The organism is Serratia sp. BNK-10 (assembly GCF_047456065.1).
Lineage (GTDB): Bacteria > Pseudomonadota > Gammaproteobacteria > Enterobacterales > Enterobacteriaceae > Serratia > Serratia ureilytica.
The window spans coordinates 586,036-608,002 of sequence record NZ_CP179894.1 but is presented as its reverse complement, the minus strand read 5'-3'; the positions used below and the strand labels follow the sequence as shown (position 1 = coordinate 608,002).

16 protein-coding genes, 3 tRNA genes, 3 rRNA genes and 1 other annotated feature are annotated in these 21,967 nt (G+C 55.2%); of the genes, 8 read left to right on the top strand and 14 right to left on the bottom strand.

Annotated features, from left to right (window positions below):
* Nucleotides 1-15 precede the first annotated feature (15 nt).
* Both ACMGG9_RS02875 and dnaQ read right to left on the bottom strand, forming a co-directional pair.
* A tRNA-Asp gene (locus tag ACMGG9_RS02875) sits at nt 16-92 on the bottom strand.
* A gap of 144 nt (nt 93-236) precedes the next feature.
* Nucleotides 237-980 carry a DNA polymerase III subunit epsilon gene (gene dnaQ / locus ACMGG9_RS02870; RefSeq protein WP_033641945.1) on the bottom strand — a complete coding sequence of 248 codons (744 nt, stop codon included), beginning with the start codon at nt 978-980 and terminating at the stop codon, nt 237-239.
* 72 nt (nt 981-1,052) lie between these two features.
* On the opposite strand from dnaQ, the gene rnhA reads away from it, so the two are divergent.
* A complete protein-coding gene (rnhA, locus tag ACMGG9_RS02865; RefSeq protein ID WP_033641944.1) occupies nt 1,053-1,520 on the top strand; it encodes a ribonuclease HI in 468 nt (155 codons plus the stop codon).
* On the opposite strand, the gene ACMGG9_RS02860 is transcribed toward rnhA, so the two are convergent.
* Complete coding sequence (locus ACMGG9_RS02860; protein ID WP_033641943.1) at nt 1,517-2,236, bottom strand: class I SAM-dependent methyltransferase; 720 nt, start codon at nt 2,234-2,236, stop codon at nt 1,517-1,519. The two genes, rnhA and ACMGG9_RS02860, sit on opposite strands and share 4 nt — an antisense overlap.
* Nucleotides 2,237-2,280: 44 nt before the next feature.
* Here ACMGG9_RS02860 and gloB point away from each other — a divergent pair, with 44 nt between their 5' ends.
* Both gloB and mltD read left to right on the top strand, forming a co-directional pair.
* Nucleotides 2,281-3,036 carry a hydroxyacylglutathione hydrolase gene (gene gloB, locus ACMGG9_RS02855; protein ID WP_071997792.1) on the top strand — a complete coding sequence of 252 codons (756 nt, stop codon included), beginning with the start codon at nt 2,281-2,283 and terminating at the stop codon, nt 3,034-3,036.
* A gap of 71 nt (nt 3,037-3,107) precedes the next feature.
* Nucleotides 3,108-4,490, top strand: coding sequence for a murein transglycosylase D (gene mltD / locus ACMGG9_RS02850; protein WP_033650995.1), 1,383 nt, complete (start codon nt 3,108-3,110; stop codon nt 4,488-4,490).
* A gap of 52 nt (nt 4,491-4,542) precedes the next feature.
* Here mltD and ACMGG9_RS02845 read toward each other — a convergent pair whose 3' ends face one another.
* Complete coding sequence (locus ACMGG9_RS02845; protein ID WP_033634121.1) at nt 4,543-5,316, bottom strand: endonuclease/exonuclease/phosphatase family protein; 774 nt, start codon at nt 5,314-5,316, stop codon at nt 4,543-4,545.
* Between the two features lie 262 nt (nt 5,317-5,578).
* Complete coding sequence (locus tag ACMGG9_RS02840; protein WP_033650994.1) at nt 5,579-6,754, bottom strand: MFS transporter; 1,176 nt, start codon at nt 6,752-6,754, stop codon at nt 5,579-5,581.
* A gap of 105 nt (nt 6,755-6,859) precedes the next feature.
* Between ACMGG9_RS02840 and yafC the strand changes: the two genes are divergently transcribed.
* Nucleotides 6,860-7,747: a DNA-binding transcriptional regulator YafC gene (yafC, locus tag ACMGG9_RS02835; protein WP_004930183.1), complete on the top strand. Its 888-nt coding sequence runs from the start codon at nt 6,860-6,862 to the stop codon at nt 7,745-7,747.
* A 47-nt stretch (nt 7,748-7,794) separates the two neighbouring features.
* On the opposite strand, the gene dkgB is transcribed toward yafC, so the two are convergent.
* From dkgB to rluD, 9 genes are all read right to left on the bottom strand, one after another.
* Entirely contained in the window at nt 7,795-8,598 is an 804-nt protein-coding gene (dkgB, locus tag ACMGG9_RS02830) for a 2,5-didehydrogluconate reductase DkgB (RefSeq protein ID WP_033650993.1), read from the bottom strand.
* Nucleotides 8,599-8,811: 213 nt separating this feature from the next.
* Nucleotides 8,812-8,888: transfer RNA gene (locus tag ACMGG9_RS02825), tRNA-Asp, on the bottom strand.
* A 94-nt stretch (nt 8,889-8,982) separates the two neighbouring features.
* A 5S ribosomal RNA gene (gene rrf / locus ACMGG9_RS02820) occupies nt 8,983-9,098 on the bottom strand.
* A 99-nt stretch (nt 9,099-9,197) separates the two neighbouring features.
* Nucleotides 9,198-12,105: ribosomal RNA gene (locus ACMGG9_RS02815) — 23S ribosomal RNA — on the bottom strand.
* Nucleotides 12,106-12,344: 239 nt separating this feature from the next.
* A tRNA-Glu gene (locus tag ACMGG9_RS02810) sits at nt 12,345-12,420 on the bottom strand.
* A gap of 88 nt (nt 12,421-12,508) precedes the next feature.
* Nucleotides 12,509-14,050 (bottom strand): 16S ribosomal RNA (locus ACMGG9_RS02805).
* The 16S, 23S and 5S rRNA genes sit together here with 2 tRNA genes alongside, the layout of an rRNA operon.
* 525 nt (nt 14,051-14,575) lie before the next feature.
* Nucleotides 14,576-17,149 (bottom strand): ATP-dependent chaperone ClpB, encoded by a 2,574-nt coding sequence (gene clpB, locus ACMGG9_RS02800; RefSeq protein WP_147839173.1) that lies wholly within the window; start codon nt 17,147-17,149, stop codon nt 14,576-14,578.
* A 130-nt stretch (nt 17,150-17,279) separates the two neighbouring features.
* Nucleotides 17,280-18,011, bottom strand: coding sequence for a purine nucleoside phosphorylase YfiH (gene yfiH, locus ACMGG9_RS02795; protein ID WP_414161894.1), 732 nt, complete (start codon nt 18,009-18,011; stop codon nt 17,280-17,282).
* Entirely contained in the window at nt 18,011-18,988 is a 978-nt protein-coding gene (gene rluD, locus ACMGG9_RS02790) for a 23S rRNA pseudouridine(1911/1915/1917) synthase RluD (protein ID WP_004932452.1), read from the bottom strand. Before rluD ends, yfiH begins: the two co-directional genes overlap by 1 nt.
* A 131-nt stretch (nt 18,989-19,119) precedes the next feature.
* Between rluD and bamD the strand changes: the two genes are divergently transcribed.
* From bamD to pheA, 4 genes are all read left to right on the top strand, one after another.
* The gene (gene bamD, locus ACMGG9_RS02785) at nt 19,120-19,851 is read left to right on the top strand and encodes an outer membrane protein assembly factor BamD (protein WP_004932456.1); all 732 of its coding nucleotides are present in this window, start codon (nt 19,120-19,122) and stop codon (nt 19,849-19,851) included.
* 312 nt (nt 19,852-20,163) lie between these two features.
* The gene (gene raiA, locus ACMGG9_RS02780; protein WP_004932457.1) at nt 20,164-20,505 is read left to right on the top strand and encodes a ribosome-associated translation inhibitor RaiA; all 342 of its coding nucleotides are present in this window, start codon (nt 20,164-20,166) and stop codon (nt 20,503-20,505) included.
* A gap of 122 nt (nt 20,506-20,627) precedes the next feature.
* Nucleotides 20,628-20,754: a sequence feature (Phe leader region), on the top strand.
* Nucleotides 20,629-20,676 (top strand): hypothetical protein, encoded by a 48-nt coding sequence (locus tag ACMGG9_RS02775; RefSeq protein WP_101428074.1) that lies wholly within the window; start codon nt 20,629-20,631, stop codon nt 20,674-20,676. It overlaps the preceding feature by 48 nt.
* 42 nt (nt 20,755-20,796) lie before the next feature.
* The gene (gene pheA / locus ACMGG9_RS02770) at nt 20,797-21,954 is read left to right on the top strand and encodes a bifunctional chorismate mutase/prephenate dehydratase (protein WP_033641936.1); all 1,158 of its coding nucleotides are present in this window, start codon (nt 20,797-20,799) and stop codon (nt 21,952-21,954) included.
* The last annotated feature ends 13 nt before the right edge of the window (nt 21,955-21,967 follow it).

Genomic DNA, 21,967 nt, shown 5'->3' with positions numbered 1-21,967 from the left:
AGGGCTTCTGAATAGTGGCGGAACGGACGGGGCTCGAACCCGCGACCCCCTGCGTGACAGGCAGGTATTCTAACCAACTGAACTACCGCTCCGCGCCATTCCCTCTTGCGGGGGAACGAGGCGCATATTACGGACGCCTCTCGGTTCCGTCAACGCCTTTTTCTCCGCAAATGAACCGTTTGCACAGTTTTTCAACGAAGGGTCGCCCGGTGCGTTTTTTTCGTGCAAAAACGCCGTTATTCCGCCGGCGCCCCACGCCACAGGCAGCTGCCGCCCTTCTTCGCCACCAGATCCAGACGCGCCTCGTGCGCCTTTATTTCTTCGTCGCTGGCGTAGACCACTTTCATCGCCGTAGCCGGGCGGACGATACGCTGTATTTCTTGCGCGGCATCGTTTTGCTGGGTGTCGCCTTCCATTTGGAACGCTATCGAAGTCTGACCGCCGGTCATCGCCAGATAGACTTCCGCCAGGATCTCGGCATCGAGCAATGCGCCGTGCAGCGTACGCTTGCTGTTGTCTATCTCATAGCGGCTGCACAAGGCATCGAGGTTGTTGCGCTTGCCCGGGAACAGGCGGCGCGCCATCATCAGGCTGTCGGTGATGGTGCAGAAGGTCTCGGTCTTCGGGATCCCCTGCTGCAGCATGCGGAATTCGTGATCCATAAAGCCGATATCGAACGCCGCGTTATGGATCACCAGCTCGCCGCCGCGGATAAAGTCGAGGAATTCGTCGGCAACCTGATCGAAGGTCGGTTTGTCGGCCAGGAAGTCGTCGCTGATGCCGTGTACGCCGTACGCTTCCGGATCCACCAGCCGATCCGGCTTGATGTATACGTGGAAGTTGCGCCCGGTCAGGCGGCGGTTAATCACTTCCACCGCACCGATTTCGATAATGCGGTGCCCTTCGTAGTGCACCCCAAGCTTGTTCATACCGGTGGTTTCGGTATCGAGGACAATCTGTCTGGTGGTTGTAGAGATCATATTGCAGTGCTCACAGCGCTCGTTTATGTCAGACTTGGCTTTTATAAAACTGATAGGAAGAGTCTACCAGAGATGCTCAAACAGGTAGAAATTTTCACCGACGGCTCCTGCCTTGGCAACCCTGGCCCCGGTGGCTACGGCGCGATACTGCGCTATAAGCAGACGGAAAAAACCTTCAGCGAAGGATTTCGTCTGACCACCAATAACCGCATGGAAATGATGGCGGCGATCGTGGCGCTGGAAGCGCTGACGGTGCCTTGCGCCGTGACGCTCAGCACCGACAGCCAGTACGTGCGCCAGGGCATTACCAGCTGGATCCATAACTGGAAGAAACGCGGTTGGAAAACCGCCGACAAAAAACCGGTCAAGAATGTCGATCTGTGGCAGCGGCTGGATCAGGCCATTCAGCGACACACCGTTAAATGGGAATGGGTCAAGGGCCACGCCGGCCACCCGGAGAACGAACGCTGCGACGAGCTGGCGCGCGAGGCGGCGGGTAAACCGACGCAGGATGACGTCGGCTACCAACCGGAAGCCTAAGGCAGCTTGCGATAACTCTTGGTCGCGCCCACCGCGCGGCTGAGAGACGGCTTTCTCGCCCCCAGTTTCATCGGCGTGGGCGTCAGCGGCAAGGTGCGCTTGCGCGCCACAATCACGCTCATGCAGCCCAGCGCCGGCAAATGGGTGCATAAAAACTTGCCGCCCTTGCGGTGCCACGGCAGCACGTGAAAACGCGCCTGGTGCAACACCTCGTAATTCAGCAGGCTGAGCCAATCCAACAACCGCATCTGGGTAAACATGCGGCTGACATAGGGCTGACGATGACGCAATCCGGGCACCAGCTTGCCCAATCCCAGCAGGCTGAACGGATTGAAGCTGCTGACAACCAGCCAGCCGTCGTCGATCAACACCCTATCCACCTCACGCAGCATCCGATGCGGATCGTCCGCGTAGGACAGCGTATGCGCCAACAGGCAGGCATCCACCGATTTGGCGGCGAACGGCAGTTGATAGGCGTCGGCGATCACCTGCAGCCCTTCCCCCTCCAGCCCTACGTTGACCTGGTGGGAGATTGCGCATTTATCCGTGGCCAACTCGGCGCTGAGCATGCCCATCTTCAGCAGATGGAAGCCGAACAGCTTGGGCCACCAGGGTTGCAACTGCCGCTCGAGCGCTTCACGATAGTACTCCCCCCACGGCAGCTCAGCCCAGGACTGCGGGCCGGTGAGCTTTTGTAGAGTATGGGCTGGTTTCATGATTTATTATCTTCTTTCAAGCCGTTGCCAACGAGAGGTACACCATGAATCTTATCAGCATTCCCGCCTTCCAGGACAATTACATTTGGTTATTGGATGACCGGCAGGGGCGCTGCATTATCGTCGATCCGGGTGAAGCGCGGCCGGTGCTCGAGGCGCTGCAGCGCCTGCAGCTGGCGCCGTCGGCGATCCTGCTGACCCACCACCACCACGATCACGTCGGTGGCGTGGCGCAGATTGTCGCACAATACCCGGGCCTGGCGGTCTACGGGCCGCAGGAAACCGCTGGCAAAGGCGCCAACCACATCGTCCATGACGGCGATACCTTTGATATCGATGGCCGCCAATACAGGACTATCGCCGTTCCCGGCCATACGCTGGGCCATGTGGCATTCTATAGTGCCCCTTATCTGTTCTGCGGCGACACCATTTTCTCCGCCGGCTGCGGCAGGCTGTTTGAAGGCACCGCAAAACAAATGTACGACTCATTTCAACAACTCGCGCAACTTCCCGATAACACCTTAATTTGCTGCGCGCATGAATATACTCTTTCAAATCTTAAGTTTGCGCGGGCTATTTTGCCGGAAGATCGAGAGATTGAAACATATCAACAACATGTTGAAGCGTTAAGGGCAAAAGGCCAAGCTAGCGTGCCGACCACGTTGCAATTAGAGCGCAAAATTAACCTGTTTTTACGTTGCCATGACGCTGATTTACAAAAGAAATTAGGCTTTAATTCACCACCGGAAAGCCTTCATTCAGTTTTTTCCGAATTACGCCTGCGGAAAGATAACTTCTAAGCTTTTAGTTGTGTTATTTGGCGAAGCAAAGTATTATTGCTCGTCTTTTAAGCAACTACATTGACACACACATGAAGGCTAAAGCGATATTTCTCGCCTCGGTCTTGCTAGTGGGTTGCCAGTCGTCCAGGCAGGACGCACCGGCGCCAGAACAGCATGCACAGAGTTTGTCTTCGGCTGGTCAAGATGGTGAAGCAGGAGAGTACACAGGTAATGGCCGAGCGAGCTCGGCGCGGTGGTTGGATAACAACAGTCCCGCCGCGCAACAGGACCTGTGGAACTTCATTAGCGACGAGCTGAAGATGGAGGTTCCGGAAAATTCCCGGATCCGTGATCAGAAAAGAAAGTACTTAAAAAGTAAGAGCTATCTCCACGATGTAACATTACGGGCAGAGCCGTACATGTACTGGATAGTCGGGCAGATTAAGAAACGTAATATGCCGATGGAACTGGTACTGCTACCCATAGTGGAGAGCGCTTTTGACCCACACGCCACGTCAAGTGCCAACGCCGCAGGGCTATGGCAAATCGTGCCGCAAACGGGTCGCAATTATGGTTTGAAAAACAATCAGTGGTATGACGGTCGACGCGATGTCGTCGCCTCGACAACCGCTGCGCTTAACATGATGCAGCGCTTGAACCGCATGTTTAACGGCGACTGGTTACTGACCGTAGCCGCCTATAACAGTGGTGAAGGCCGCGTGATGCAAGCGGTGAAGGCAAACAAACGCCAGGGTAAGCCAACCAATTTCTGGGCATTGTCGCTTCCGCGTGAAACGTCAATCTATGTCCCGAAAATGCTGGCGCTGAGCGACATCATCAAGAACAGCAAGAAGTACGGCGTGAAACTCCCGAAAACGGATGAAACCCGTGCGCTGGCTCGTATCGATGTCGGGCAGCAGATCCAGCTGACTCAGGCGGCTGAGATGGCTGGGCTTTCAGTCACCAAGATGAAAGCGTATAACCCAGGCTACAAAAAAGGCGTTACGGCACCCAACGGGCCCCATTACATCATGGTTCCCAAAGGGCATGCCGATCAGCTGAAAGACTCGCTGGCCGATGGCCAGATCGCCGTGACTCAGCCAACGACGCAGTTGGCGAAGAACAGCGGTTTGTCCGGTGGCAGTTCGTATAAAGTGCGCTCCGGCGACACCTTATCGGCCATAGCCAAGCGGCTGAACGTTAAGACCAGCGATTTGCAGAGTTGGAACAACTTACGCGCCAAGAGCGCCTTAAAAGTTGGGCAAACCCTGCAAGTGGCCAGCAATACTGGCAGTAACAGCAGTATCACCTACCAGGTTCGTAAAGGTGATTCGCTCGCCAGTATCGCACGTCGTCACGGCGTCGATATTAACGACGTGATGCGTTGGAATTCAACGCTCGCCAAAGGCAACCTGCAGCCAGGTCTGAAGCTGACCCTGTTTGTCGGCAACAAGATGACGCCGGATACTTAAATGTTCGGCACAAAAAAAGCACCCTTCGGGGTGCTTTTTTATTAGCTGCGATTCACCATACCGGCGAGTCTTTCTCCGGATGAAACTCCACCAACAGCGGGTTGTGATCCGACGCGCTGGTCACCAGCACCGACGCCTCCACCACTCCCAGATTGCGGTAAAATACGAAATCCAGTGGACGACCGAAGGCCTTGCGGCGATGGTCGTCGGTGAAACTCACCTCGCGCAGCGCCATCTCTCCGGCAAAGTCATACAGCGCATTGATGCGCTTGCGGCTCCAGGCGTTGAAATCCCCCGCCATAATCACCGGCCCCCGGTGACTGGCGATCTGTTCGCCTATCGGCCCCAACTGCTTGCTGTAGACGTCGACGCCCAGGCTAAAGTTCACCGCATGGATGTTCACCACCATCAACAGCTCGCCGTTGTATAGCGGATAAACGGTGATCAGGGCCGACTTGGAAAGCCGCAGCAGCGGCTCCCGCTCGCGCAGCGGGCAACAGTAAACAGGATGAGCGGCAGCCAGCGTCATCACGCCGGAAGGGTGCTGCGGCAGCACAAAGGCCGGCACCTGATCGGCCGCCAGATAGTTGGCGGTAGCGTAGCTCACCAACTCTGGCGTGGTTTGCGCCTCTTGCAATAATACCAGCTGCGCGTCTTTACCATGGTTTTTCAGCACCGAAAGCCAGTCGGCTCGCTGCTGTTTGAAAATATTCCATACCATGACGCGCAGGGCGCCGGTCGTCGGCAGCGCCGCCCCTGGCGGCAACGGCTGGTTAACGGCACCAGGAAAGATTCGCTCAACTGGCTGACCTGCAACATACCTCATTGCATAAGTTCGTTTCGGCACGCGATTCGCCTATTACCCATTAACATGAAAACTGGCGATGAACACTCGCCAACGATGAATTGATTATACGCCTACCCTGCATAGAGGGCATGGCTTTTGCGGGCATCACCTTTTCAGTTATAGGGGCCGCCTGCAGCGATTTCAATCTTCTGACGGTATAGCTGTGTAAAGGTGAGGGGTAATAGGTGAAAAATGCGAAAAGGCCCGCAAAATGCGGGCCAGGCAGCAAGGGTTTTACGTATTAAGCCGTTTGCAGCTGAGACTTTTTATCCAGGCGACCACTGAAGCTAACCAGCAACAATGCAACCACCACGATCAACGCGCCAATCCAGGGGGTCTGCGCCAGCCCCAGTGAGGCAACGGTCTGGCCGCCAATCACCGAGCCGAGCGCAATGCCGATGTTGAACGCCGCGATGTTGAGACCGGACGCCACATCCACCGCATTTGGCGTGTATTGCGCGGCTTTCTGCACCACATACACCTGTAGCCCCGGCACGTTGCCGAAAGCGAACACGCCCATCACAATCACCGTCAGCAACGCGGCAATACTGTGGCTGGCGGTAAACTGGAACACCAGCAACAAAACGGCCAGCGCGGCAAAGATAAAGCTCAACGCACGCACCGCCCCATGACGATCGGCCAGCTTGCCTCCCCAGATGTTACCCACAGCCACCGCGACGCCATAAGCCAACAGTATCCAGCTCACGGTCGGAGCAGAGAAGCCGGCCAGTTCCTGCATCATCGGCGCAAGGAAGGTAAAGGTCGTGAAGACCCCGCCGTACCCCAATGCGGTAATCGCGTAAATCAGCAGCAGACGAGGATGAGTCAGCACTTTCAGCTGTTCCCGCACGCCGGCGCTGCCCTGGTTCTTGATATTGCTCGGTACCAGAATAACGCTGGCCAGCGTAGCGACAGCGCCAATCAGAGAAACGGCCAGGAAGGTCTCACGCCAGCCAAACTGCTGGCCGATGAACGTCCCCAGCGGTACGCCGGTCACCAACGCCACCGTCAGGCCACCAAACATGATGGCGATGGCGGAGGCCGCCTTCTCTTTCGCCACCAGGCTAGTGGCGATAGTGGAACCGATAGAGAAGAACACGCCGTGAGCCAGGCCGGTCAACAACCGAGCCACTACCAGCGATTCATAGCTGGGTGACTGCCAGGCCAGCAGGTTGCCGAGAGTGAACAGCACCATCAGGCCAACCAGCAGCAGTTTGCGCGGTATGCGGCTGGTCAGGGCCGTCAGCACCGGCGCGCCAATGGCCACGCCGAGGGCATAGATAGTCACCAGCAATCCAGCGGACGGTACGGTCACCCCAAGCTGCTCCGCGATAGTCGGGATCAACCCGACAATCACGAACTCGGTCGTGCCGATAGCAAAAGCGCTGATGGTTAAGGCAAGTAATGCGAGTGGCATTTTTTACTCCGAAATAGCATTCAAGTTGATGACGGCTATTATCGGCCTATGCTTAAATGATAAAAATGCTCAAAATTTCAAATTAACTTTGCTATCGGAGCAAAAATGAAAGCAAACTCTGACGAGTTGATCACCTTTGTCACCGTCGTAGAAAGCGGCAGCTTCAGCCGGGCGGCCGAACGCCTGGAACAAGCGAACTCCGTAGTCAGCCGAACGGTGAAAAAACTGGAAAGCAAACTGGGCGTAACGTTGCTCAACCGCACCACGCGCCAAATCAGCCTGACTCAGGAAGGAGAGAATTACTTTCGCCAGGTGCAGAAGGTACTGAACGACATGGCCGCGGCGGAAAATGCGCTGATGGAAAGCCGCCAGCGCCCGCAAGGCCTGCTGCGCGTCGATGCGGCAACGCCGGTGGTGCTGCATATGCTGACGCCTTTAGTGGCCGAGTTCCGCGAACGTTATCCAGAAATGTCGTTATCGCTGGTGTCTTCGGAAAACTTTATCAATCTGATCGAGCGAAAAGTAGATATCGCGATCCGCGTAGGCGAGCTGACCGATTCTACGCTGAAAGCACGCAAACTGATGACCAGCTACCGACATGTGCTCGCCTCCCCCGCTTATCTGGCTCAGCACGGCACGCCGCTAACGGTAGAAGATCTTGCACATCACTGCTGTATCGGTTTCAACGACCTGCCCAGCTTGAACCGCTGGCCACTGGCTTGTTCAGATGGCAGCCAGTTGGAAATCACCCCCGGTTTGACCACCAATAGTGGAGAAACCCAGCGCCATCTCTGTCTGCATGGCAACGGTATCGCCTGCCTGTCCGACTTTATGAGCGACGAAGATATCAAACGTGGAGATTTGGTCCCGATTCTGGTGGAAGCGACACTGCCGGTCGCCATGCCGATCAACGCGGTTTACTACAGCGACAGCGCCGTCAGCAACCGTCTGCGCAGCTTTATTGATTTTGTGAGTGAATACCTGAAACGATAAAAAAGGCGCCCCGATGGACGCCTTATGCTGACTACTGCGAGGAATGATTAATCCCAGTTTGGCGCCAGGCCTTCCGGACTAACCAGACGGCCGTTGCACTCCAGTGCGGCGATCTGCGCCATATCTTCGTCGGTCAGCGTCAGTTGCTGTGCCAATAGGTTGCTCGCCAGATTTTCACGCTTGGTCGAGGAAGGGATCACCGCATAACCCAGCTTCAATGCCCAAGCCAGAACCACCTGTGCTGGGGTCGCATTGTGACGAGCAGCGATGCTTTTGATCGTTTCATCCTGCAGCGCTTTGCCGTAGGCCAACGTCATGTAAGAGGTGATGGCGATGCCGTGCTGCTGTGCAAATTCGACCACCTTGCGGTTCTGCAAGAACGGTGACAGCTCGATTTGGTTGGTGGCGATTTCATCGGCGCCAATCGCGTCAATCGCTTGCTGCATCAAATCGATGGTGAAGTTAGATACGCCAATTTGACGGGTCAGCCCCAGCTTTTTCGCTTCCAGCAGCTCAGCCATAAATTCGGCAACCGGCACTTCGTCGTGGGGTGACGGCCAGTGGATCAGCGTCAGATCAACGTAGGACGTTTGCAGTTTTTTCAGGCTTTCTTGCAGGCTTGGGATCAGCGCGCCTTTCGCCAGGTTCGCGATCCAAATCTTGGTGGTGATGAACAGATCTTCACGTTTCACGCCGCTGGCAGCGATAGCCTGGCCAACAGCCGCTTCGTTTTCATAGATCTGTGCGGTATCGATAGTACGGTAGCCCAGCTCAAGTGCGGTGCTGACAGAATCGATAACAACCTGATCCTGAAGGCGGAAAGTACCTAAACCAAATGCAGGGATGCTCATAATGTTTTCTCTCATTAACGGGTAAATGTGGTATGAGGAAGATTATGGCAACTTTTTTATTGATCAAAAACGCCTGGTTCGGCATAAGACTTTTGATCTAAAGGCAACAATATCGGGAGATAAGGCTGTAAGGAAGGACAATTCCGGCCTTGAAAGCGCAAAATATAGATATGAAAAAGCCCTGAGTCAGAGACTCAGGGCTTATCAATTAAGTGGCGGAACGGACGGGGCTCGAACCCGCGACCCCCTGCGTGACAGGCAGGTATTCTAACCAACTGAACTACCGCTCCACCGATTCTTTTACGTTGTATCTTTCGATACCGGCAATATCGCGCTCTGCGACTTGCGCATTACCAGTCGTCACACTGATAACGTTTATTTGATGCCTGGCAGTGTCCTACTCTCGCATGGGGAGACCCCACACTACCATCGGCGCTACGGCGTTTCACTTCTGAGTTCGGCATGGGGTCAGGTGGGACCACCGCGCTATTGCCGCCAGGCAAATTCTGTTTCATTCCAACCGCCTCACTTCCATGAAGCCATCAGAACCAATCTTGGAACGTCGCTGAAAATCTCTCTAAAAACACCTTCGGTGTTGTAAGGTTAAGCCTCACGGATCATTAGTACTGGTTAGCTCAATGCATCGCTGCACTTACACACCCAGCCTATCAACGTCTTAGTCTTAAACGTTCCTTCAGGGGCCTTGAAGGCCCAGGGAAGACTCATCTTGAGGCAAGTTTCGCGCTTAGATGCTTTCAGCGCTTATCTTTTCCGCACTTAGCTACCGGGCAATGCCATTGGCATGACAACCCGAACACCAGTGGTGCGTTCACTCCGGTCCTCTCGTACTAGGAGCAACCCCTCTCAATCTTCCAACGCCCACGGCAGATAGGGACCGAACTGTCTCACGACGTTCTAAACCCAGCTCGCGTACCACTTTAAATGGCGAACAGCCATACCCTTGGGACCTACTTCAGCCCCAGGATGTGATGAGCCGACATCGAGGTGCCAAACACCGCCGTCGATATGAACTCTTGGGCGGTATCAGCCTGTTATCCCCGGAGTACCTTTTATCCGTTGAGCGATGGCCCTTCCATTCAGAACCACCGGATCACTAAGACCTACTTTCGTACCTGCTCGAGCCGTCACTCTCGCAGTCAAGCTAGCTTATGCCTTTGCACTAACCTCACGATGTCCGACCGTGATTAGCTAACCTTCGTGCTCCTCCGTTACTCTTTGGGAGGAGACCGCCCCAGTCAAACTACCCACCAGACACTGTCCTCACCCCGGATCACGGGGCCGAGTTAGAACATCAAACATTAAAGGGTGGTATTTCAAGGATGGCTCCACGCAGACTGGCGTCCACGCTTCAAAGCCTCCCACCTATCCTACACATCAAGGCTCAATGTTCAGTGTCAAGCTATAGTAAAGGTTCACGGGGTCTTTCCGTCTTGCCGCGGGTACACTGCATCTTCACAGCGAGTTCAATTTCACTGAGTCTCGGGTGGAGACAGCCTGGCCATCATTACGCCATTCGTGCAGGTCGGAACTTACCCGACAAGGAATTTCGCTACCTTAGGACCGTTATAGTTACGGCCGCCGTTTACTGGGGCTTCGATCAAGAGCTTCGCCTTGCGGCTGACCCCATCAATTAACCTTCCAGCACCGGGCAGGCGTCACACCGTATACGTCCACTTTCGTGTTTGCACAGTGCTGTGTTTTTATTAAACAGTTGCAGCCAGCTGGTATCTTCGACTGGCTTCAGCTCCATCCGCAAGGGACTTCACCTACATGCCAGCGTGCCTTCTCCCGAAGTTACGGCACCATTTTGCCTAGTTCCTTCACCCGAGTTCTCTCAAGCGCCTTGGTATTCTCTACCTGACCACCTGTGTCGGTTTGGGGTACGATTTAATGTTACCTGGAGCTTAGAGGATTTTCCTGGAAGCAGGGCATCAACTACTTCTGCACCGTAGTGCATCGTCATCACGCCTCAGGGTTGATATGCAACCGGATTTACCAGGTCACACCCCCTACACGCTTAAACCGGGACAACCGTCGCCCGGCCAGCCTAGCCTTCTCCGTCCCCCCTTCGCAGTAACACCAAGTACAGGAATATTAACCTGTTTCCCATCGACTACGCTTTTCAGCCTCGCCTTAGGGGTCGACTCACCCTGCCCCGATTAACGTTGGACAGGAACCCTTGGTCTTCCGGCGAGCGGGCTTTTCACCCGCTTTATCGTTACTTATGTCAGCATTCGCACTTCTGATACCTCCAGCAACCCTCACAGGCCACCTTCAACGGCTTACAGAACGCTCCCCTACCCAACAACGCCTAAGCGTCGCTGCCGCAGCTTCGGTGCATGGTTTAGCCCCGTTACATCTTCCGCGCAGGCCGACTCGACCAGTGAGCTATTACGCTTTCTTTAAATGATGGCTGCTTCTAAGCCAACATCCTGGCTGTCTATGCCTTCCCACATCGTTTCCCACTTAACCATGACTTTGGGACCTTAGCTGGCGGTCTGGGTTGTTTCCCTCTTCACGACGGACGTTAGCACCCGCCGTGTGTCTCCCGTGATAACATTCTTCGGTATTCGGAGTTTGCATCGGTTTGGTAAGCCGGGATGGCCCCCTAGCCGAAACAGTGCTCTACCCCCGAAGATGAGTTCACGAGGCGCTACCTAAATAGCTTTCGGGGAGAACCAGCTATCTCCCGGTTTGATTGGCCTTTCACCCCCAGCCACAAGTCATCCGCTAATTTTTCAACATTAGTCGGTTCGGTCCTCCAGTTAGTGTTACCCAACCTTCAACCTGCCCATGGCTAGATCACCGGGTTTCGGGTCTATACCTTGCAACTAATCGCCCAGTTAAGACTCGGTTTCCCTACGGCTCCCCTATACGGTTAACCTTGCTACAAAATATAAGTCGCTGACCCATTATACAAAAGGTACGCAGTCACACCACGAAGGTGCTCCCACTGCTTGTACGTACACGGTTTCAGGTTCTATTTCACTCCCCTCGCCGGGGTTCTTTTCGCCTTTCCCTCACGGTACTGGTTCACTATCGGTCAGTCAGGAGTATTTAGCCTTGGAGGATGGTCCCCCCATATTCAGACAGGATGTCACGTGTCCCGCCCTACTCATCGAACTCACGACCTGTGCATTTTAGTGTACGGGGCTATCACCCTTTGCTGCGCGACTTTCCAGACGCTTCCACTAACACACAAGCCGATTCAGGTTCTGGGCTCCTCCCCGTTCGCTCGCCGCTACTGGGGGAATCTCGGTTGATTTCTTTTCCTCGGGGTACTTAGATGTTTCAGTTCCCCCGGTTCGCCTCATGCCACTATGTATTCATGACATGATAGTGTGTCGAAACACACTGGGTTTCCCCATTCGGGTATCGCCGGTTGTAACGGTTCATATCACCTTACCGACGCTTTTCGCAGATTAGCACGCCCTTCATCGCCTCTGACTGCCTAGGCATCCACCGTGTACGCTTAGTCACTTAACCTCACAACCCGAAGATGTTTCCATCGTTCGCGCTGCAAACATTTGAGAGACTCTATGACAGGTTACTCTTTATCCCAGTACATCTACGGAGGGATAAATTTCAGCCGTCATGTTTCAATTTTCAGCTTGTTCCAGATTGTTAAAGAGCAATATCTTAAACATGACTCGGAAGTCATCTTTAAGATATGGTGTATCGTCAGATACTTGAGACCGCCGCTTTCACCGGGTGGGTCGGAAGCTTGGCGTCCCCTAGGGGATTCGAACCCCTGTTACCGCCGTGAAAGGGCGGTGTCCTAGGCCTCTAGACGAAGGGGACACGACACCGTACTTTTATGACGCTTTTGCTCGTTACTTTTTCATCAGACAATCTGTGTGAGCACGCCACTCGAAGCAATATCTTTAGGTAAGGAGGTGATCCAACCGCAGGTTCCCCTACGGTTACCTTGTTACGACTTCACCCCAGTCATGAATCACAAAGTGGTAAGCGCCCTCCCGAAGGTTAAGCTACCTACTTCTTTTGCAACCCACTCCCATGGTGTGACGGGCGGTGTGTACAAGGCCCGGGAACGTATTCACCGTAGCATTCTGATCTACGATTACTAGCGATTCCGACTTCATGGAGTCGAGTTGCAGACTCCAATCCGGACTACGACGTACTTTATGAGGTCCGCTTGCTCTCGCGAGGTCGCTTCTCTTTGTATACGCCATTGTAGCACGTGTGTAGCCCTACTCGTAAGGGCCATGATGACTTGACGTCATCCCCACCTTCCTCCAGTTTATCACTGGCAGTCTCCTTTGAGTTCCCGGCCGAACCGCTGGCAACAAAGGATAAGGGTTGCGCTCGTTGCGGGACTTAACCCAACATTTCACAACACGAGCTGACGACAGCCATGCAGCACCTGTCTCAGAGTTCCCGAAGGCACCAAAGCATCTCTGCTAAGTTCTCTGGATGTCAAGAGTAGGTAAGGTTCTTCGCGTTGCATCGAATTAAACCACATGCTCCACCGCTTGTGCGGGCCCCCGTCAATTCATTTGAGTTTTAACCTTGCGGCCGTACTCCCCAGGCGGTCGATTTAACGCGTTAGCTCCGGAAGCCACGCCTCAAGGGCACAACCTCCAAATCGACATCGTTTACAGCGTGGACTACCAGGGTATCTAATCCTGTTTGCTCCCCACGCTTTCGCACCTGAGCGTCAGTCTTCGTCCAGGGGGCCGCCTTCGCCACCGGTATTCCTCCAGATCTCTACGCATTTCACCGCTACACCTGGAATTCTACCCCCCTCTACGAGACTCTAGCTTGCCAGTTTCAAATGCAGTTCCCAGGTTGAGCCCGGGGATTTCACATCTGACTTAACAAACCGCCTGCGTGCGCTTTACGCCCAGTAATTCCGATTAACGCTTGCACCCTCCGTATTACCGCGGCTGCTGGCACGGAGTTAGCCGGTGCTTCTTCTGCGAGTAACGTCAATTGATGAGCGTATTAAGCTCACCACCTTCCTCCTCGCTGAAAGTGCTTTACAACCCGAAGGCCTTCTTCACACACGCGGCATGGCTGCATCAGGCTTGCGCCCATTGTGCAATATTCCCCACTGCTGCCTCCCGTAGGAGTCTGGACCGTGTCTCAGTTCCAGTGTGGCTGGTCATCCTCTCAGACCAGCTAGGGATCGTCGCCTAGGTGAGCCATTACCCCACCTACTAGCTAATCCCATCTGGGCACATCTGATGGCAAGAGGCCCGAAGGTCCCCCTCTTTGGTCTTGCGACGTTATGCGGTATTAGCTACCGTTTCCAGTAGTTATCCCCCTCCATCAGGCAGTTTCCCAGACATTACTCACCCGTCCGCCGCTCGTCACCCGGGGAGCAAGCTCCCCTGTGCTACCGCTCGACTTGCATGTGTTAAGCCTGCCGCCAGCGTTCAATCTGAGCCATGATCAAACTCTTCAATTAAAAGCTTGATGTGCTTCCACTCGAGAAGCGGTGCTCAAAGATTTACTGCATGAATTTTACTTCAGTTAGTCACTCTTCAAGACTTGATATTTTTTTGCATCCGAAGATGCTGGATATCGTCTTGTGGAGTGCCCACACAGATTGTCTGATAAATTGTTAAAGAGCAGTGAGTTAGGCGCTTTCGCTTGCTAACTCGAGGTGGCGTATATTACGCTTTTCACCCGGAGAGTCAAGCGTTTATTTCGCTTTCCTCTCGCTGACCCGGCGGCTTGTCAGTCGTTGTTCCCGGTCAGTGGAGGCGCATTATAGGGAGTTCTCGGCAGGCCGCAACCCCTAAATGCAAAAAACTTTTCAAGCGTTCAAATAATCACCAAAAACGACTTTTTAGGATATTTATTAGTCAAAAAATACCGGTTTTAGGGCAGTAATAGCGGCAACCCCTGTAAATAGGGACAAACGAAGATGAAGATAAAGAAAAGGGAGCGGTCCCCCGCTCCCTTTCATCTTTATTATCCTTAATCGCCGTTATTGGCGGGCAACAATATGGTCGTTTTCCACATCCAACGTCACCAGCTTGCCAGGTATCAGCTTGCCGGACAGGATTTGTTGCGCCAGCGGGTTCTCGATTTCCTGCTGAATAGCGCGTTTCAACGGGCGCGCGCCATATACAGGGTCGTAGCCGGTTTTGCTTAACAGCGCCAGAGCCGGTTCGGTCATGGTCACTTCGTAACCGCGCTCTTCCAAACGCTTGTACAGACGCGACAACTGAATCTTGGCGATCGCGGCGATGTGTTTCTCGCCCAACGGGTGGAACACCACCACTTCGTCGATACGGTTGATGAACTCTGGACGGAAGTGGTGACTCACCATCTCCATCACCGACTCTTTCATCTGCGCGTAGTTCATCTGACCGAAATGTTCCTGGATCAGATCTGAACCCAGGTTGGACGTCATGATCACCACGGTATTACGGAAATCGACGGTGCGGCCTTGACCATCGGTCAGGCGGCCGTCATCCAACACCTGCAACAGAATATTGAACACGTCCGGGTGCGCTTTCTCGACTTCATCCAGCAGAATCACCGAATAAGGCCGGCGACGTACGGCTTCCGTCAGGTAGCCGCCTTCTTCATAACCGACATAGCCCGGAGGCGCGCCGACCAGACGCGAAACGGAGTGTTTCTCCATAAACTCGGACATATCGATACGCACCATGGCGTCGTCGCTGTCGAACAGGAACGAAGCCAGCGCCTTGCAAAGCTCGGTTTTCCCTACCCCGGTCGGACCGAGGAACAGGAACGAACCGATCGGTCGGTTAGGATCGGACAGCCCCGCACGGCTGCGGCGTATCGCATTGGAGACTGCGCTGACCGCTTCGTCCTGGCCAATCACTCGCGAATGCAGTTCTTGTTCCAGGCGCAGCAGCTTGTCGCGCTCGCCTTCCAGCATTCTTGCGACCGGGATCCCGGTCGCACGCGCCAGCACTTCGGCAATCTCCGCATCGGTCACCCGGTTGCGCAGCAGCTTCATGCTCTTGCCTTCGGCCTGCGTGGCGGCGGCGAGCTGTTTTTCCAGCTCAGGGATTTTGCCGTACTGCAGTTCCGACATCCGCCCCAGATCGCCGACGCGACGCGCCTGCTCCAGGGTGATTTTGGCCTGCTCGAGTTCAGCCTTGATATTCTGGGTGCCGGAGAGCGACGCTTTTTCCGCTTTCCACTCTTCTTCCAGCTCCGAGTATTCGCGCTCTTTCTGCCCCAGCTCATCGCTCAGCATGTCCAGGCGTTTCTTGCTGGCGTCGTCAGACTCTTTATTCAGCGCCTGCTGTTCCAGTTTCAATTGGATGATGCGACGCTCAAGCCTGTCGAGCGACTCCGGCTTGGAGTCCATCTGCATGCGAATGCTGGACGCCGCTTCATCGATAAGGTCAATAGCCTTGTCCGGCAATTGACGATCGGCGATATAGCGGTGCGAAAGCGTTGCCGCCGCCACAATGGCCGGGTCGGTTATCTGCACGTGGTGGTGCAGTTCGTAACGCTCTTTCAGGCCGCGCAGAATAGCAATGGTGTCTTCCACGCTCGGCTCAGCCACATACACTTTCTGGAAACGACGTTCGAGCGCCGCATCCTTCTCTATATATTGACGGTATTCATCCAGCGTGGTGGCACCGACGCAGTGCAGCTCGCCGCGCGCCAGCGCCGGCTTCAGCATGTTGCCTGCGTCCATCGCGCCATCCGCCTTACCGGCGCCGACCATAGTGTGCAGTTCGTCGATAAACAGGATAACGCTGCCTTCCTGCTTGGCCAGATCGTTGAGCACGCCTTTCAGACGCTCTTCAAACTCGCCGCGATATTTGGCGCCGGCGATCAAGGCGCCCATATCGAGGGACAATACGCGCTTGTGCTTCAGTCCTTCCGGCACTTCGCCGTTAATGATGCGCTGCGCCAGGCCTTCGACGATGGCGGTTTTACCTACGCCAGGCTCGCCGATCAACACCGGGTTGTTTTTGGTACGGCGTTGCAGCACCTGAATGGTGCGACGGATCTCTTCGTCACGACCGATCACCGGGTCAAGTTTGCCCTGCTCAGCACGTTCGGTCAGATCGATAGTGTATTTCTTCAATGCCTGCCGTTGGTCTTCGGCGCCTTGGTCTTCCACGCTGTCACCGCCTCTCATTTGTTCAATGGCTTTGCTGATTTTGTCGGCCGTCGCGCCGGCCGCTTTCAACAAGTCGGTCAACGAGCCGCGGTCTTCCAGCACCGCAAGCACAAACAGCTCGGAAGAAATGAATTTGTCCGCACGCTTTTGCGCCAGCTTGTCGCACAGGTTCAGAACGCGCACCAACTCGTGGGACGGTTGAACGTCGCCACCGGTGCCTTCTACCTGCGGTAAACGGGACAGCGCCTTTTCGATCTCGGTGCGCACACGCCCGGCATCGATACCTGCGGAAGTTAATAGTGGACGAACCGTGCCCCCTTCCTGACTGAGCAGGGCGCTCATCAGATGTAGCGGTTCAATAAACTGGTTGTCGTGCCCAAGGGCTAGTGACTGGGCATCGGCGAGGGCAAGCTGGAATTTGTTGGTAAGACGATCCAGACGCATAACACCTCCAAGATGGGTCGAAATTGCTACTGGAGATTAAATGAGGTCATCCCTCAAATTTTCAAGGTTATCTCGACGCTAAATTTTCGGTACAACGCCATGCGTCGTTGGATCGTCCTAATTCAATAGGTTATATCAGCCAGATTAAACTTGCCAGACGTCCGGTTATTCCATCGCGTCGATAGGAGAAAAAATGGCTCATTTCGTTAACCGTACAGCGGTCGCCGCCATAAATGGCCTGAACGCCCGCACGCAACAAGCGTTGGCGAGCCAGCAAGTAGATATTAGCCAAAAACTTATCGCCATGCGGGGTAAATGCCGCTGCGGCCTCAGCGTCTTCCGCCATGAAAGCGGCGCGCACCTCCGGCCCGACCTCGAACTGCTGCGGGCCGATCGCCGGCCCCAGCCAGGCGCTGATTTGGCCCGGTGCGGCGCTGAACGCCGCCACGGTTTGCTCCAGCACGCCGTGGCATAGCCCACGCCAACCGGCGTGAGCGGCTGCCACTTCGTCGCCTTGCTGCGAGCAGAACAGCACCGGCAGACAATCCGCCGTCATCACTGCGCACACCTGACCCGGCACGTTACTGTACACCGCATCCGCCCGCAGATCGGCGGGCGCTTGTCCCGTCAACGTCACCACGCGGGTGCCGTGCACCTGCTCGAGCCATACCGGCATCTGCGGCAAGCCGGCGGCGGTAACCAACCGTTCCCGATTGCGCTTCACCGCTTGCGCCTCGTCACCCACGTGAACGCCGAGGTTCAGCGAGTCATAAGGTGGCAAGCTGACGCCACCATCGCGCGTGGTGCTGCAAGCTTTAACGCCGGGAGGCAACGGCCAGTCGGGCAGAATGAGCGAGCGCATTACCAGTCCATCTGATCTTTGAATTCTTCGGTGTCCGCCTTCAGCGCGTTGATCAGATCAACCATGTCCTGCGGCAGCGGCGCATGCCACTCCATCTGGATGCCGCTGATCGGGTGATACAAACGCAGCATGGTAGCGTGCAGCGCCTGGCGGTCAAAGCCGCGCAGCGTGTTGATGAAGGCCTCCGAAGCGCCTTTCGGCGGACGCGGACGGCCGCCGTACAGCGGATCGCCCACCAGCGGATGGCTAATGTAAGCCATGTGCACGCGGATCTGGTGAGTACGGCCGGTTTCCAGGCGCAGGCGCAGACGAGTGTGCGCGCGGAAGTGCTCCATAATGCGATAGTGCGTCACCGCCGGCTTACCCATCGGGTGCACCGCCATGTGAGTGCGCTTGGTGGAATGGCGCGCGATGGGTTCTTCTACCGTACCGCCTGCCGTCATGGTGCCGATAGCCACCGCTTCGTATTCACGGGTGATTTCGCGCGCCTGCAGCGCCTCCACCAGCCGGGTTTGCGCCGGCACGGTTTTCGCCACCACCATCAGGCCGGTGGTGTCTTTATCCAGACGGTGCACGATGCCGGCACGCGGCACGTCGGCGATTTCCGGGTAGTGATGCAGCAGCGCATTGAGCACCGTGCCGTCCGGGTTACCGGCGCCAGGGTGCACCACCAAATCGCGCGGCTTGTTGATCACCAGGATATCGCTGTCTTCATAGACGATATCCAGCGCGATGTCCTGCGGCTCCCAACGCGCTTCTTCTTCTATCTGTGCATCGATGGCGACTGTCTCTCCGCCCAGCACCTTCTCTTTCGGTTTGTTTGACGTTTTGCCATTGACCTTCACCCGATCGCCCAGGATCCACTCTTTTATGCGAGATCGTGAATAATCAGGGAACAATTCGGCCAAAGCCTGATCTAAACGTTGTCCGAGTTGAGATTCGGCCACCGTTGCGGTGAGTTGTACTTGTTGTGCCATATGCAGCTTCTTCGTTAACGTTGGGTTTTCACGGCGATGCCGTTTAATATAATGTGCTATTGTACCTGGTCTTTGTCGGGAGCTTAACGGACAGTCTCCCGGAATAACACCCTGAGGATAATCAAAACGTCATGACGCGTATGAAATATCTGGTGGCGGCAGCCACGTTGAGCCTGGCGCTGGCAGGTTGCTCCACATCCAAGGATGCGGTTCCCGACAACCCGCCTTCGGAAATCTATGCTACCGCGCAGCAAAAACTGCAGGACGGTAACTTCAAGGGCGCGATTACGCAACTCGAAGCGTTAGATAACCGCTATCCTTTCGGGCCGTATTCCCAGCAGGTCCAGCTGGATTTGATTTACGCCTATTATAAGGCTGCCGACTTGCCAATGGCTCAGGCATCCATCGATCGCTTCATGCGCCTGAATCCGACGCACCCGAACATCGATTACGTGATGTACATGCGCGGCCTGACCGACATGGCGCTTGATGACAGCGCGCTGCAGGGCTTCTTCGGGGTTGACCGTTCGGACCGCGATCCTCAGCACGCTCGCGCTGCGTTCCGCGACTTCAGCCAGTTGATTCAGCAATACCCGAACAGCCAATACGCGACCGACGCCAACAAGCGTTTGGTGTATCTGAAAGATCGTTTGGCCAAGTATGAGCTTTCGGTGGCGGAATACTACACTAAACGTGGTGCTTACGTCGCGGTCGTTAATCGCGCCGAGCAGATGTTGCGTGAATTCCCGGATACCAAAGCGACGCATGACGTGTTGCCGCTGATGGAAAATGCCTACAAGCAGCTGCAGCTGAACGGCCAGGCTGACAAAGTGGCCAAAGTGATCGCCGCCAACCCGCAATAAGCGCGCGTCGGCACCGGCAGAAAAACCAAACGGCAGCCAAGGCTGCCGTTTTCATTGGCGTCGACCTGGTTTTTACTGGAAAAATACACAAGTAAAAACACGGTGTTAGCTAGCGCTCCTCACCGGTCAACTCATCGATAATGCGCCATCCGGCGGCAACTCTCAAGCATTAGATAGCCAATTCAGATGCTGAATCACAGATTGAACTAACTTTGCAAAAAGTGACAAAAAATCGTGATTTACATCACGCATTTAAACAAAAAGCGGGGTATGCTGGATTCACCAAGACGGAAAGACAGAGAGGTAAGTTATATGACATTGAACATTACCAGCAAACAAATGGATATCACTCCCGCAATCCGCAATCACGTCGAAGACCGTCTCACCAAACTGGAAAAATGGCAGACCCAGCTGATTAACCCGCATATCGTCTTATCCAAAGAGCCGCAAGGGTTTGTCGCCGACGCTACCATTACCACGCCTAACGGCCCGCTGGTCGCCAGCGCCAAACATGATGACATGTATACCGCCGTTAACGAGCTGATCGCCAAACTGGAGCGCCAGTTGAACAAGGTGCAGCACAAAGGCGAAGCGCGCCGCTGCAATGCCAGCGTGAAAGACATCGTGCCGGAAGTCACGCAAGAGCAGGAATAACCGTCCGACAGCGATTGCCGCATCAAACGCGCCCGAGGGCGCGTTTTTTGTCGGGTATTTTTGTTGACGGGGTAAAAGCCAGCGGTTACTTTAAAACCTGTTCGCATTAACCTTAGGTAGACCATGCCACGCACACCGTTTTTCTTCGCATTCTTTTTTACCTTCCCCTGACTGGGAGGCGTTTCGTCGTGTGAGAAAGAATGCGAAGACGAACAACAAGGCCTCCTGGAAACAGGGGGCTTTTTTTATGGCTGTTTTACATCGAATAAGAACTGAAGGCGGAAGCTGATTATGACTGACAACCCGTTATTGGTGCTGCGCGAGCGCATCAGCGCACTGGACTTGAAACTGTTGGCCTTGCTGGCGGAACGCCGTGAGCTGGCGATCGAAGTCGGCAAGACCAAGCTGCACTCTCACCGCCCGATCCGTGACAAAGAGCGCGAACGCGATCTGCTGGATGCGCTGATCGCCGCCGCCAAGCCTTACGACCTGGACGGTTTCTACGTCACCCGCCTGTTCCAACTGATCATTGAAGACTCCGTTCTGACCCAGCAGGCGCTGTTGCAGCACCAGCTCAACCCCGTCAGCCAGCATTCCGCCCGCATCGCTTTCCTCGGCCCGAAAGGCTCTTATTCACATCTGGCGGCGCGCCAATACGCTGCCCGCCACTTCGATCGGCTGATCGAATGCGGCTGCCAGAAGTTTCAGGATATTTTCGCCCAGGTGGAAACCGGCCAGGCGGACTACGCGATTTTGCCGATCGAGAACACCAGCTCCGGTTCGATAAACGAGGTCTACGATCTGCTGCAACACACCAGCCTGTCGATCGTCGGCGAACTGACTAACCCTATCAACCACTGCGTTCTGATCGCCGGCGACAGCGATCTGAGCCAGATAGAAACCGTCTACAGCCATCCGCAGCCGTTCCAACAGTGCAGCCAGTTCCTTAACCGCTTCCCGCACTGGAAAATCGAATACACCGAAAGCACGGCGGCCGCGATGGAGAAAGTCGCCAAGCTGAATTCACCGAAGGTGGCTGCACTGGGCAGCGAGGCCGGCGGCGCGCTGTACGGGCTGCAGGTGCTGGAACACAATCTCGCCAACCAGCAGCAAAACATCACTCGCTTCATCGTGCTGGCGCGCAAAGCGATCGATGTCTCCGAACAGGTGCCGGCAAAAACCACGCTGATCATGGCGACCGGCCAACAATCCGGCGCGCTGGTCGAAGCGCTGCTGGTATTGCGCGATAACGGCATCATCATGACCAAGCTGGAATCACGTCCGATCAACGGCAATCCGTGGGAGGAGATGTTCTATATCGATGTGCAGGCCAACCTGCGCGCCGAGGCGATGCAAAAAGCGCTGCGCGATCTGGCGCCGATCACCCGCTCGCTGAAGGTGCTGGGCTGTTACCCAAGCGACACCGTGGTGCCGGTCAACCCATCCTGAAACCGTAAAAAAG